The 13,762-nt window shown below is 57.8% G+C and carries 11 protein-coding genes and 1 riboswitch; of the genes, 8 read left to right on the top strand and 3 right to left on the bottom strand.

The annotated features are described in order from the left end of the window. Positions 1-75 precede the first annotated feature (75 nt). From htpX to EKM04_RS02015, 5 genes are all read left to right on the top strand, one after another. Positions 76-1,035, top strand: a complete 960-nt coding sequence (htpX, locus tag EKM04_RS01995) for a zinc metalloprotease HtpX (RefSeq protein WP_183896488.1) — start codon at positions 76-78, stop codon at positions 1,033-1,035. After that, positions 1,026-2,417 (top strand): RsmB/NOP family class I SAM-dependent RNA methyltransferase, encoded by a 1,392-nt coding sequence (locus EKM04_RS02000; RefSeq protein ID WP_412762974.1) that lies wholly within the window; start codon positions 1,026-1,028, stop codon positions 2,415-2,417. Before htpX ends, EKM04_RS02000 begins: the two co-directional genes overlap by 10 nt. 315 nt (positions 2,418-2,732) lie before the next feature. Beyond that, positions 2,733-4,352: a heparinase II/III family protein gene (locus tag EKM04_RS02005; protein ID WP_183896484.1), complete on the top strand. Its 1,620-nt coding sequence runs from the start codon at positions 2,733-2,735 to the stop codon at positions 4,350-4,352. Between the two features lie 155 nt (positions 4,353-4,507). Further along, a complete protein-coding gene (gene purH / locus EKM04_RS02010) occupies positions 4,508-6,124 on the top strand; it encodes a bifunctional phosphoribosylaminoimidazolecarboxamide formyltransferase/IMP cyclohydrolase (RefSeq protein WP_183896482.1) in 1,617 nt (538 codons plus the stop codon). A 280-nt stretch (positions 6,125-6,404) separates the two neighbouring features. Further along, the gene (locus EKM04_RS02015; protein WP_183896480.1) at positions 6,405-7,682 is read left to right on the top strand and encodes an L-fuconate dehydratase; all 1,278 of its coding nucleotides are present in this window, start codon (positions 6,405-6,407) and stop codon (positions 7,680-7,682) included. A gap of 130 nt (positions 7,683-7,812) precedes the next feature. On the opposite strand, the gene cobD is transcribed toward EKM04_RS02015, so the two are convergent. After that, on the bottom strand, positions 7,813-8,841 hold the full coding sequence (cobD, locus tag EKM04_RS02020) for a threonine-phosphate decarboxylase CobD (RefSeq protein ID WP_183896479.1): 1,029 nt from the start codon (positions 8,839-8,841) through the stop codon (positions 7,813-7,815). Between cobD and cbiB the strand changes: the two genes are divergently transcribed. Continuing rightward, complete coding sequence (gene cbiB / locus EKM04_RS02025) at positions 8,840-9,805, top strand: adenosylcobinamide-phosphate synthase CbiB (protein WP_183896477.1); 966 nt, start codon at positions 8,840-8,842, stop codon at positions 9,803-9,805. The two genes, cobD and cbiB, sit on opposite strands and share 2 nt — an antisense overlap. Here the strand turns inward: cbiB and EKM04_RS02030 are convergent. Beyond that, positions 9,792-11,249 carry a cobyric acid synthase gene (locus EKM04_RS02030; RefSeq protein ID WP_183896475.1) on the bottom strand — a complete coding sequence of 486 codons (1,458 nt, stop codon included), beginning with the start codon at positions 11,247-11,249 and terminating at the stop codon, positions 9,792-9,794. The genes cbiB and EKM04_RS02030 overlap by 14 nt on opposite strands. Before the next feature lie 3 nt (positions 11,250-11,252). Beyond that, entirely contained in the window at positions 11,253-11,870 is a 618-nt protein-coding gene (gene cobO / locus EKM04_RS02035) for a cob(I)yrinic acid a,c-diamide adenosyltransferase (RefSeq protein WP_174154376.1), read from the bottom strand. Between the two features lie 105 nt (positions 11,871-11,975). Next, positions 11,976-12,186: riboswitch (cobalamin riboswitch) on the top strand. A gap of 117 nt (positions 12,187-12,303) precedes the next feature. Between cobO and EKM04_RS02040 the strand changes: the two genes are divergently transcribed. Continuing rightward, on the top strand, positions 12,304-12,729 hold the full coding sequence (locus EKM04_RS02040) for a DUF1636 family protein (RefSeq protein WP_174154375.1): 426 nt from the start codon (positions 12,304-12,306) through the stop codon (positions 12,727-12,729). Beyond that, a complete protein-coding gene (cobW, locus tag EKM04_RS02045) occupies positions 12,723-13,760 on the top strand; it encodes a cobalamin biosynthesis protein CobW (protein ID WP_183896586.1) in 1,038 nt (345 codons plus the stop codon). The genes EKM04_RS02040 and cobW overlap by 7 nt, the downstream gene beginning before the upstream one ends. The last annotated feature ends 2 nt before the right edge of the window (positions 13,761-13,762 follow it).

Below are 13,762 nucleotides of genomic sequence, written 5' to 3' on the forward strand. Positions count from 1 at the left end.
GCATTTTCTTATAACCAGATTATAGAAGTCTGGTGGCGTTGATAAGCCATTTTACCTTTGAACGGAGATTTTTGGATGAACATGATGCGTACGGCGATGTTGTTGGCGTTCATGACCGCGTTGTTCATGGGTATTGGATTTCTCATCGGCGGCGCCGGTGGCATGATGATTGCCTTCCTGTTCGCGGCTGGCATGAACCTGTTTTCCTATTGGAACTCCGACAAAATGGTTTTGCGCGCCTATAATGCGCAGGAGGTGGACGAGCACAACGCGCCTGATTTCTTCGCGATGATCCGCGACCTCTCCCACAATGCTGGGCTTCCTATGCCGAAGGTCTATGTCTACGACAGCCCGCAGCCCAACGCCTTTGCAACGGGGCGCAACCCGCAAAACGCTGCGGTGGCGGCATCGACGGGGCTGATGGAACGCTTGACGCCGGAAGAGGTGGCCGGTGTCATGGCACATGAACTGGCGCATATCCAGAACCGTGACACGCTGACGATGACAATCACAGCGACGCTTGCCGGTGCAATCTCCATGCTCGGCAACTTCGCGTTCTTTTTTGGCGGAAACCGTGAAAACAACAATCCGCTTGGTTTCATAGGCGTGCTGGCAGCGATGATTGTCGCACCCCTGGCGGCGATGCTGGTGCAGATGGCGATCAGCCGGACCCGTGAGTATTCCGCAGACCGACGTGGCGCGGAGATTTGCGGCAACCCCTTGTGGCTTGCCTCCGCATTGCAGAAAATCGCAGGCGCGGCTCAGCAGATTCATAATCCAGACGCCGAGCGCAATCCTGCGACAGCGCATATGTTCATTATCAATCCATTATCGGGAGAGCGGATGGACAATCTCTTTTCCACCCATCCCAATACCGACAACCGTATTGCTGCCCTACGCAGCATGACGCAGGAGTTTGCGCAGGCATCGACCTATCAGCCGACAAGTGGTAAGTCCGTCCGCAAATCACGCTCCGTGCCCAATGTCGGTGCTGCGAGCGGCCAAAACAATGAGCGTAAAGGTCCTTGGTCTTGACATCGAATTCTTCTGCCAAGTCTGCAAAGCAGCATACACGCAAACTGTCTGGCGGAGGACGTGACGACGAAGCCGGCAATGATGGCTGGAAGCCCGGACTGGGCGCTCGCACGGCTGCCGTTAAAATTCTGTCGGCGGTTCTGGACAAGAAAACCTCGCTCGATGGAATGCTGGACGCCGAGAATGGCAATCCGGCCTATCGGGCGCTCAGCCTGGCCGACCGAGCACTCGTACGAGCTATCGTCAACACAGCCTTACGGCACCTTCCTCGGATCGAGGCTGCTCTTTCCATGCTGCTGGATGGACCTCTGCCTCAAGGTGCGCGCTCACTTCATCATGTTCTGGTGGTCGGTGCGACGCAGATGATCTATCTCGATGTTCCCGATCATTCTGCGGTCGATCTGGCGGTCGAACAGGCGCATCGTGATCCGCGAAACCGGCGGTTCGTGAAACTGGTTAACGCAGTGTTGCGGCGACTGGGGCGTGAAAAGGAAGAGATCATCCAGGCAATCTCGTCTGTCCCTGTGCTGCCGGAGTGGTTTTTCGACCGTCTGAATTCCGTCTACGGCGGCGATGCGGCCCATAAGATGGCAGAAGCGCAGCTCATACCTTCCGTGATCGATGTCACCGTCAAGTCAGACCCCGATCAGTGGGCGCAAAGGCTGAACGGCACGGTCATGCCCAATGGCAGCGTCCGGCTAGCGTCTTTCGAGGGGTCTGTTTCCGCCCTGGATGGGTTCGATGAGGGTGAATGGTGGGTGCAGGACTTTTCAGCCAGCATGCCGGTGCGGTTGATGGGCGATCTCACCGGCAAGCGTGTTGCCGATCTGTGTGCGGCACCTGGCGGAAAGACGGCGCAACTGGTGCTGGCGGGTGCCGACGTGACGGCGCTCGACCAATCCGGCAATCGTCTAAAACGGCTACGTGAAAATCTTGGTCGGTTGAAACTAAAGGCGACGACCATCGAAAGCAATATGCTGAAATATCAGCCGGATGAGCTTTTCGATGCGGTTCTTCTGGATGCGCCCTGCTCGTCCACAGGCACCTTGCGCAAGCATCCCGATGTGTGCTGGACGAAGGATAAAAACGATATTGCCAAGCTCGCTACCTTGCAGGAGCAGATGCTGCGTCATGCCATAAACCTGGTCAAACCGGGCGGTATTGTCGTGTTTTCCAATTGCTCGCTCGATCCTTCAGAGGGTGAAGAGATGGTCGAGCGCGTGTTGGCAAACAACGGGCGACTTGAGCGTGTGCCCGCTTTGATCTCGGATTTCCCAGGTATGGAGGCTGCCATGAACACCAAGGGCGAGCTTCGCACGACCCCTGATATGTTCGGTGGTGTAGATGGGTTCTATGCTGCGATGCTGCGGGTGAATGCATAGGGTATCTTGGTTTTCATCACCCGATCGTCGTGCTGCGTCCGCCGCAGTTTGCGTATTTTAAACAACGGCTTGATGGGCGGATGTCGTAATTCCATGCGGCGTCCGGTCTGGAATCATTCGTAAAAAAGCCGTTCGTTTACAAAATATGAAGTATTTCGTGAAAATTTGACTGATGTTTCCGTTCCAATCCAAAAACACTCACCTTTTGAAACATAAGTCATCTTCGCGCAGGCGGGAAACACGCGTTTGGTAGGATCCCTGAAGAGCAGCTTGAGCGTAACAGGGTTTTTTATACGTACCCTGTGGGATCGATGCATGATCTTTAGTGCACCTGTGCGTCTGCAGTTCCTGCGTGTCGCCGATCGTGTGCCAAACGGTCTCGTGGCAGCGCCGACCGACCTGCGTGCCGTCGATCCCTATGTTGCTCAGGAACTGGTTCTGGGCCGTATCGCGCTGGCAGGGCGGATATTGGAGACGGGTGGCGTCTCTCCCTTCGTGCTGGAGATGCCCTCGCCCGCCTTTGAAGAAAGGCTGCATGCGTTTCGTTGGCTGCGGCATGTGCGTGCAAGCAAAGCCGACGAGGCCTGCGCGCGAGCGCGTATTCTGGTCTCCGACTGGATTTCGACGCATGGGCGCAAGATCAGCGGCGCGGCTTGGGCGCCGGAAACCGCAGCGCAGCGGCTGATTGCCTGGCTGTCGCATTCGCCCGTGATTTTGCAAAACGCCGATGCTGGCTTTTACCGTCGCTTTCTTAAAAGCCTTGGCTACCATGTGCGTTATCTCAACCTCATCGCGAAACACGCACCGGATGGAGAAACACGCCTTAAGATTCGGATCGCCCTAGCGATCGCTTCGATTTCGCTTCCCAACCGTGCTGCCAGAATAGCCCGCCATGGGTTCAGGCTCGATCGGGAACTCGAGCGGCAGATCATGCCGGATGGCGGCCATGTATCACGAAACCCTCGCGTGATACTGGATTTGATGCTCGACCTTCTCCCGCTGCGTCAAAGCTACATCAATCTCGGCCATGACGTGCCGCCAGGGCTTGTACCCGCCATCGACCGCATGTTTCCCGCCATTCGCTTCTTCCGTCATCAGGATGGCGATCTGGCGTTGTTTAACGGTGCGACTGTCACGCTTGCCAATGAGCTGGCCTCGGTATTGCGCTATGACGAGACCTCCGGGCGCCCTTCTCGCGCGCTGTCCGACATCGCCTATCAACGCCTGTCTGCGGCAGATACGGTGGTCGTGGTCGATGCGGGCATTCCGAAGTCCATGGCGCTATCCAGAGGCGCGCATTGCGGTTGTCTGTCGTTCGAGATGTCGTCGTCTCGAAACCGCTTCATCGTCAATTCCGGATTTCCGCCATTTGCCGTCGATGCCTTCAAGCGTGCAAGCCGCTCGACTGCGGCGCATTCGACCGTGACGATCAATGACACCTCGTCGTCGCGTCTGTCGCGCTCACGCCTGCTCGGCCCGGTCATGATATCGGGTATCACCGATGTCGTGGTCGAGCGGGAGACGGATCAGAAAGGTGCCGATGTGCTGCGCGCGTCGCATGACGGCTACCGAAGCGCGTTTGGCTATTTTTACGAGCGCGAGCTGGAAATGAACGCTGCTGGCAGCAAGATCAAGGGGCGCGATAGCGTCCAGCCGGAACAGGACGTTAAACGCCCGCCCGTCTCTGCTGATGCCGTGTCGCGCTTTCATATTCATCCGTCTATCGAACTTGTCCGGCTGGATGACGAATCCGTCATGATGCGCGCAGGCGATGGCACAAGCTGGGTGTTTTCCGCGCCTGGCCAGACCGTGACGATTGCGGAAGACGTCTTCATGGCGGATGCCTCGGGCATCCGACCGTCGCAGCAGATCGAAATCCCGTTTCACCTTCCCGATATGACGGACATTCGCTGGATCATCGAAAAGAAACTCTAGCGGTCAATGGCATTGTGCCGGCCTAAAAACGACCATTGGCGGCCCAAGCCGATGCCCGGCTCTGTTTATTAATGCGCAAAGCTGTGCTAACGCGGCGGCAACCGCCGGATGGATTGCTCTCCGGCCTGTCCTCCACGCATCACGGAGTTCTCCCGATGGCTGTCGTTTCCAAAAAAATTCCCGCTCCCGACAAGGTCAAGATCCGCACAGCCCTGCTGTCGGTTTCCGACAAGACGGATATCATCGAGCTGGGCGGTGCCCTCGTCAACATGGGCGTCAAGCTTCTGTCGACAGGTGGAACATCCAAGGCGATTGCAGATGCGGGTCTGCCGGTGACCGATGTTTCCGATATCACCCAATTTCCCGAAATCATGGATGGCCGCGTCAAGACGTTGCACCCGAATGTTCATGGTGGTCTGCTTGCCATTCGCGACGATGCCGACCACGTAGAAGCCATGCGCGCCCATGGTATCGAGGCGATCGATCTTTCCGTGATCAATCTTTATCCGTTCGAAGAGGTTCGCGCCAAGGGCGGTGATTATCCGACAACCGTCGAGAACATCGATATTGGCGGCCCGGCGATGATCCGTGCCTCTGCCAAGAACCATGCCTATGTGACGGTGTTGACCGATCCGAGCGACTATCCAGAACTGCTGGAAGCCTTGCAGGCAGATGACGGGCAAACGACCTATGCGCTTCGCCAGCGTTTTGCCGCCAAGGCCTATGCCCGCACCGCGGCTTACGATGCGGTCATTTCCAACTGGTTTGCCGAAGCACTTTCGATAGAAGCCCCCCACTATCGGGCGATTGGTGGTGTGCTGAAGGAGAAGATGCGCTATGGCGAAAACCCGCACCAGAGCGCGGGCTTCTACCTCACGGGCGACAAGCGCCCCGGCGTGGCCACAGCCAAGCTTTTGCAGGGCAAACAGCTTTCCTACAACAACATCAACGATACGGACGCAGCCTATGAGCTCGTGTCCGAGTTTCTGCCGGAGACGGCACCCGCTGTTGCCATTATCAAACATGCCAACCCCTGCGGTGTGGCAACCGGCACCACTATGCTGGATGCCTACAAGCGCGCACTGGCCTGCGATCCCGTCTCCGCCTTCGGCGGCGTGATTGCGCTCAACCGCACGCTGGATGCCGAAACGGCCGAAGAGATCATTCAGCTTTTCACCGAAGTCATTATCGCGCCGGATGTGACCGAAGAGGCGAGGCAGATCATTGCCCGCAAGCCGAACTTGCGTCTGTTGTCTGCTGGCGGCCTGCCGGATGCGCGTGCGCCAGGCATTACCGCTAAAACCGTCTCCGGTGGTCTTCTGGTGCAAAGCCGCGACAACGGCATGGTCGAGGACCTCGATCTGAAGGTGGTGACCAAGCGTGCGCCGACAGCGCAGGAACTCGAAGACATGAAATTTGCCTTCAAGATTGCCAAGCACGTCAAATCCAACGCCGTCATCTACGCCAAGGATGGTCAGACAGCGGGTATCGGCGCCGGTCAGATGAGCCGCATCGATTCGGCGCGCATTGCCGCTCAAAAGGCTGAGGATGCCGCGAAAGCCATGGGGCTTTCCGAACCTTTGACAAAGGGGTCCGCCGTGGCTTCTGAAGCCTTCTATCCATTTGCAGACGGACTGCTGGCTGCCATTGCTGCCGGTGCGACAGCGGTTATCCAGCCGGGCGGTTCCATGCGCGATCAGGACGTGATCGATGCAGCCAATGAGCACAATGTTGCGATGGTGTTCACTGGCATGCGCCACTTCCGCCACTAAGGCCCTCACTGACAAGCTTTGGCTGACGCGCATCGATCGCGTTCGCCAAGGCTCATTGCCCCTCCCCTGTTTCCTGCGATATTGACGCCCGCTTTGATTGCTGGTGTTTGCAGCCTATCTGTGCTTTTTTTCATCGTCGCAGATGCATTCGTGCAGCGACGCTGGAGGAGTTGAGACAATGACATCGGATGCGCTGAACGCCGGGCGATGGCGGAGCTATGCGGTTGGACCTTTCCAGCATGAACCCGTTCTCTGATCCCTGACTGCGAGTGAATGGCCGATGACCAAGATTACTGATCTGCGTGTGTTCGATTTACGCTTTCCAACATCGCAAAGCCTCGATGGCTCCGATGCGATGAACCCGGACCCGGATTATTCCGCAGCTTACATCATTCTCGATACCGATCACGAAGCTTTGAAAGGTCACGGACTGACCTTCACCATCGGCCGCGGTAATGACATATGCTGCATGGCCATCGAGGCAATGCGGCATCTGGTCGTCGGCACCGATCTTTCCACTGTTTCGGAAAATCCCGGCACATACTGGCGGCATCTGACCGGCGATAGCCAGTTGCGCTGGATCGGGCCGGACAAGGGTGCCATGCATCTGGCCACCGGTGCTGTCGTCAATGCCGTGTGGGATCTGCTGGCGAAACAGGCGGGCAAGCCCGTCTGGCAACTGGTGGCCGATATGAGCCCGGAGCAAATCGCCGATATCGTCGATTACCGCTATCTGACCGATGTGCTGACGCGCGAGGATGCGCTGTCGATCCTGAAGAAAGCGCAGGCCGGCAAGGCAGAACGCGTCGAACTTCTCAAACGGGATGGTTATGCCTGCTACACGACATCCGCCGGTTGGCTGGGTTACGGTGATGAGAAGTTGCGCCGGCTATGCCAGGAAGCCATCGATGCCGGGTTCAACCATGTGAAGATGAAGGTTGGCCGCGATCTGGAAGACGACATTCGCCGCCTGACGATTGCCCGCGAGGTGATTGGCCCCGACCGTTACCTGATGATCGACGCCAATCAGGTCTGGGAGGTCGATCAGGCCATCGAATGGGTCAATAAGCTTGCCTTCGCCAACCCGTTTTTCATCGAGGAACCGACAAGCCCCGACGATATTGCAGGTCACCGCAAAATACGGCAGGCGATCGGTTCTGTGAAGGTCGCGACTGGCGAGATGTGCCAGAACCGCATCATGTTCAAACAGTTCATCGCCGAAGGTGCCATCGATATCGTGCAGATCGACAGTTGCCGCATGGGCGGGCTGAACGAAGTGCTGGCTGTCCTGCTGATCGCCGCGAAATACGATCTGCCGGTCTGGCCACATGCAGGCGGCGTCGGGCTGTGTGAATATGTTCAGCACCTGTCGATGATCGATTATCTGGTTGTTTCCGGCACGAAGGAAGGCCGAGTTATTGAATATGTCGATCATCTGCATGAGCATTTCATCGATCCCTGCGATATCAGGAACGCGGCCTATATGCCCCCCAAGATGCCAGGATTCTCTGTCGAGATGAAGCCGGAGTCGATCGAGGCCTATACGTTCAAGGGCTAACCTTGCCAACTTGTTGCCCTCTCCATCGTCATCCTCGCCCTTGTGGCGAGGATCTAACCACGTTTGACGTCTGGGTTCGTTAAATCCTCGGTCAAGCCCGAGGATGACGAATGTTGGCTGTCACTTGACTCTAAACGTTAGACAACGCCGCTTCCAATCTCGTCCATTCCGCCTCTTCACCCGGAAGGCCAAAGCGTAGTTCGGTTGACCTTTCATCAAAGCTGCGTGTGAGAATGCCGTTTTCCATGAGATGAGTGCAGACGGTGGGCGCCCGATCGTCGCGGATAAGCGTGAAAAGCGATGTTCCCCCAACAATCGAAAGATCCGCTGCCCCCAATAGGTCATTTAGTCGCTCTGATTCAGCTCTTAGCCGGAGTCGAATTTCATCTCGCCAAACCTGATCTACTAGAGCTTCAGTCGCAATATGCAGAGCCGGACCGGAGATGGCCCATGGTCCCAACCAGGATTCGAGACGTTCTGCAATATCTGGATGCCCAATGGCGAAGCCAAGGCGGATGCCTGCCATGCCGTAAAACTTGCCGAAGGAGCGCAAGACGACGAGGCTGTCTGAGGTCGCCACATCCGCAACGCTTTCGGCATAGCCCGTCTCAATGAAGGCCTCGTCCACAACAAGCATGCCGCCCTTTTGGCGCATGGCGTCGGCCAGTGTGAGAAGTTCTGGCCGCTTCCACGCGCGTCCATCGGGATTGTTGGGGTTGATGATGACGGCATGATCGAAGGCGGCCAAGGCCTCGATATCTGATACCTCGGTAATAGTGAGTCCGGCGATGCGGGCAGTGCGGGCGTGTTCGGCGTAGGCGGGCGATAAGACGCCACAGGTTCTCGCACCGCGCTGAACGGCGGTCTGGGCAAGCAGTGGCATCAACATTTGTGTCCCCGGGGATGCGGCGATGTGTGCGGCGGAAGACGCGCCGAAGGCCGTTGCGGCGATCTCCTTCAGCGTTTCCACGGCGCGCGGTTCCGGCAGGCGGGCAAAGGCGCTGGCGGGAACGGGCGAATGCGGATAGGAGTGTGGATTGATCCCCGTGGAAAGATCGATCCAGGGTTCGGGTGCTTGTGGAAAAAGCAGACGCGCCTGACCCAGATTGCCGCCATGGCGGATCGCCGGTTGCGCTTTCTCTGGTATCTTCTCGCCCATGTTTTTCGCTCTCGCTTTCCTGTCCCTGTTGATCGAACGCCTTGTCGGTTACCCCGACTGGTTGTTCCAGCGCATCGGCCATCCCGTGACATGGATCGGCTCGCTTATCGCGCTCCTCGATAGAAAATGGAACCGGGAAGGTGACACATTTTTACGCCGCATCGCCATGGGTGTCGTGGCGCTGGTCTTTTTCCTCGGCTTGACCGTGCTTCTTGCACTGATGTCGCAATCCATTCTTCTGGCTCTGCCTTTCGGACTGTTTTTTGTGGCCGTGTTGGGTGCTTCACTGCCGGCGCAAAAAAGTCTGGAAGATCATGTCTCGGCTGTGGCCTCGGCTTTGGAGCGCGACGGTATCGAAGGTGGCCGCAAGGCGGTTTCGATGATCGTCGGGCGGGATCCTGAAAATCTGGATGAAGCCGCCGTGTGCCGCGCGGCGATTGAAAGCCTGGCGGAGAATTTTTCCGATGGCATCGTCGCACCTTCGCTTTGGCTCGGGTTCTTGGGCTTGGCCGGAGGTGCCGGTTATAAAGCCATCAACACCGCAGACAGCATGATCGGTCATCGCTCTGCCCGCCATGAGGCATTTGGCTGGGCGTCTGCGCGGCTGGACGATCTGGTCAACCTGCCTGCGTCCCGACTGACCGGCCTGCTGTTTGTTTTCGCCGCCTTTTTCGTGAAAGGTGCTTCGCCGGGGGAAGGCTTGCGCGCCATATTCCGCGATGCCCATCATCACCGGTCGCCCAATGCCGGATGGCCGGAAGCGGCTATGGCTGGCACACTTGGTTTTGCATTGGCTGGTCCACGCTCATATGGTGGGCAGATGATCGAAGCGCGGTTTATGGGCGAAGGTGGGCGGCGGGATTTGACCGCTGCCGACATTCGGAAGGCCTTGAAGCTGGCGCGCATAGCCGATGCGATGCTGATTGGCCTGTTTGGCGTAATCGCCGCTCTTATCGCGCTATAGCCAAGAGGGCATCGAGATCAAGGTGGCGCTCCATGTGAGCGGCCAGCCGGTCCAGCACCTGATCCATCTGCTTCTCATAATTGAACTTCGAGCTTTCGCTGCCGAGCCGTTGTAGCCAGGCGCTCCGCTGGTTGTCATCTGCAAACAGGCCGTGAATGTAAGTGCCATAGACGCGACCATCCGCTGATATCGCGCCTTCGGTATGGTTGCCGATGCGGGAAAATGGGCGAGCTGCATCTTGCCCCTCGGTCACGCCGACATGCATTTCATAGCCGGAGAAAGATATTCCGTCGAAACTTTTGCCTGTGACGGCGATCAGCCGTTTATCGCCTGTCAGAACGGTATCGACATCGAGCAGGTTCAATCCTTCCACCCTAAGAGGCTTACCCTCTATGCCCTGCGGATCTGCGACCGTTTTGCCCAGCATCTGATAACCACCACAGAGGCCCAGTACGTAACCGCCCCGGCGCAGATGGGCCTTGATATCCACATCGAAGCCCGCATTTTTCAGCGTGTCGAGGTCAGCGATGGTGGATTTTGAGCCGCAGAGCAGCACCAGCCTGGCATTGCCGGGAATGGCCTGGCCGGGGCGTATGCGCAAAAGCTCCACATCCGGTTCCGCTTCCAGAGGATCAAGATCATCGAAGTTGGAGATGTGCGGCAGGATGGGAACCGCGATGCGGATTTTTGCGTCGGGTTTGCGCTGTCCGGGTGCGGTCAACCCCAGCGCATCTTCGGCAGGCAGGCGGCAGGCATCGGCAAAATGCGGCAGAAGGCCTATGCCGTGCCAACCGGTTTTGTCTGCAATGATGCGCATGCCGTCATCAAACAGGCTTGGGTCGCCTCTGAAACGGTTGACGATAAAGCCTTGGATCATCGCGGCATCGTCTGCATCCAGAACCGTTTTCGTCCCAACGAGGCTGGCGATGACGCCGCCGCGATCTATATCGCCGATCAGGATGACCGGAACGTCGGCTGCGCGGGCAAAGCCCATATTGGCGATGTCGTTTGCGCGAAGATTGACCTCCGACGCACTGCCTGCACCTTCGACCAGAATGAGGTCGGCCTGAGATTTCAGGTGCTCGAAACTTTCCAGCACACGCGGCATCAGCCCCGCCTTCATGTGCTGGTAATCCGCCGCCTTGGCGTTGCCGATGACCTTACCCTGCACGACGATCTGCGCACCGGTTTCACTCTGTGGCTTCAGCAGCACCGGGTTCATGTGGACCGAAAGCGGAACGCCTGCGGCACGCGCTTGCAAGGCTTGTGCGCGGCCGATTTCGCCGCCATCCGCGGTGACTGCGGCGTTGTTGGACATGTTTTGCGGTTTGAACGGCATGACGGATAGGCCACGGCGCACGAAGGCACGGGCCAGACCCGCCACCATCAGCGACTTGCCGACATCCGAGCCGGTTCCCTGGAACATCAAGACGCGTGCTGTCATGGATTAGAACTCTATGCCCGACTGTGCCTTCACGCCTGCCTTGAAATGGTGTTTTACCAGCGTCATTTCGGTCACCATATCGGCGGCATCGATCAGGGGTTGCTTGGCATTGCGCCCGGTGACGATGACATGCAAGCCTTCGCGCCGGTTCTGGAGGGTCTCTAGAACCTCTTCCAGCGGCAGATAATCATAACGCAACGCGATGTTGAGTTCATCGAGAACCACAAGACCGATGGTTTCGTCGGCCATCAGCACCTTGGCTTCTTCCCATGCCTTGGATGCGGCAGCGATGTCCCGTTTCAGATCTTGAGTGTCCCACGTGAAACCTTCGCCCATGGTCCGCCATTCGACGCGATCTCCGAACAGAGCCAAAGCGCCCTGCTCTCCGGTGGACCATGCGCCCTTGATGAATTGCACGATGCCGACACGTCTGCCGGTGCCGAGCATACGCAGAGCAAGCCCGAAAGCGGCGGTGGACTTGCCTTTTCCGGGGCCGGTGTTGATCATCAGCAGGCCTTTTTCGATCGTCTTTTCCGAGACCTCAGCATCCTGAACTACCTTTCGATTGACCATTTTGGCCCGGTGGCGTTCTGCTTCGCTGTCGCTGATGTCACGGGTCATGGCGGTTCATCCTTCCGGGTATCGTGCTTTTCGAAGCGGCGACTATAGCCAAAACGCATGCGCGAGCAATGATGCGTGGCATTGACACTCAAGCATCGCAGGGCCTAAGGGTTAGGGACTGACGGTCTTTTTCCGGCAACGGGAAAAGCTAAGAGGGAACACGGTACAGTTTGCTATGCAAACCAATCCGTGGCTGCCCCCGCAACTGTAAGCGGTGAGCCCGCGCCGGAAAGCCACTGGACATCACAGTCCGGGAAGGCGGCGCAAGGGCGTACAAACCGCGAGCCAGGAGACCTGCCGTTTCAGGAAAAACGTCTGCCGGGCGGGGTGCTCCGGTCAGTCGGTTGTTCGAACAAGGGCTGTGCGTGTCGCCGCATGCTGTTTTTCGATATCCGCACCCCAGGACTATTTTGAAGGCGCGGAAAGCAGAATTTTGGATATTACATCAACATCGCCCAGCGTGAATGACAGAGCAGATCGCGAGACCGCGCCCGGTGTCGTTGTGTACGTCTGCCGCAGCTGCCGGTCCGAAGCCGATCCGAATGCGGACCCGCGTCCCGGTGCGACACTTGCGCAGGCGGCCATTGATCTGGGGCGGGCAGAGGGTGTCGATATCCGCAGCGTCAATTGCCTTGCCAATTGCAAGCGCGGTCTGAGTGCCGCCATGCGCAGCGCCGATGGCTGGTCGTATATGTTCGGATCGCTCGGTGAAGACGATGCCGCCGATCTTGTGGTTGGTGCGCGTCTTTTGTCGCAGGCAACAGATGGCCTGATGCCGTGGCGTGGGCGACCCGATAGTTTGAAGCGCGGCCTTGTTGCCCGCATTCCCCCTTTGCATTTCACCGAGGAGACATCATGACCACGCTCAACCGCGTTCCCTGCACCATCATCACCGGATTTCTGGGCGCTGGAAAAACCACCTTGCTGCGGGGCCTTCTCGAAAAGCTGGATGGCAAGCGTCTCGCCATCATTGTCAATGAGTTCGGCGATGTCGGCATTGATGGTGAAATCCTCAAAGGTTGCGGCATCGAAAGCTGCCCGGAAGACAACATCGTGGAACTGGCCAATGGCTGCATCTGCTGCACGGTAGCCGATGACTTCCAGCCTGCCATCGAGCAGATTCTCAGCCGCGAGCCACGCGTCGAGCATATTCTGATCGAAACATCAGGTCTCGCGCTGCCCAAGCCGTTGGTGCAGGCTTTTCAGTGGCCAGCGATCAAAAGCCGGGTGACGGTGGATGCGGTCGTGGCCGTGGCCGATGGTGCCGCCCTTGCAGACGGCATGGTATCGCATGATCTGGAAGCACTGGCTGCTCAGCGCCAGAATGATGAGGCGCTGGACCACGACGATCCTGTCGAAGAGGTGTTTGAGGACCAGATTGCCTGCGCCGATCTGATTGTTCTCACCAAGGGTGATCTGCTCGATGCCGCCGGGTTGGAGCGGGCCAAGGCGCATATCAACGCGCATCTTTCCAAGGCCGCCAAGATTATCGTGGCCGCCAATGGTGTGATTGATCCGGCTGTGCTGATCGGTCTTGGACTCGCGGTGGAAGAAGATATCGACAACCGACACACCCATCACGACGATGAAGAAGACCACGATCATGACGAGTTCGACAGCTTTGTTGTGGAACTGGATGCGGTAACGGACGCAGACGCGCTTGCTGCGCGTATTTCCGAAACAGCGGCCTCTGAAAATGTTCTGCGCATAAAAGGGTTTGTCGAGGTGTCTGCCAAGCCGATGCGGTTGCAGGTGCAGGCGGTCGGCTCACGCGTCAATCATTATTTCGACCGTCCGTGGGCAACGGGAGAAGTGCGCCGCAGCCGTCTGGTCGTGATTGGTGAAAAGGGTCTCGACCGCGCGAAAATCGAGCGGATGCTGGCTGCCTGATC

It is taken from the genome of Rhizobium skierniewicense Ch11, assembly GCF_023757665.1.
In the GTDB taxonomy this organism is placed as follows: domain Bacteria; phylum Pseudomonadota; class Alphaproteobacteria; order Rhizobiales; family Rhizobiaceae; genus Agrobacterium; species Agrobacterium skierniewicense.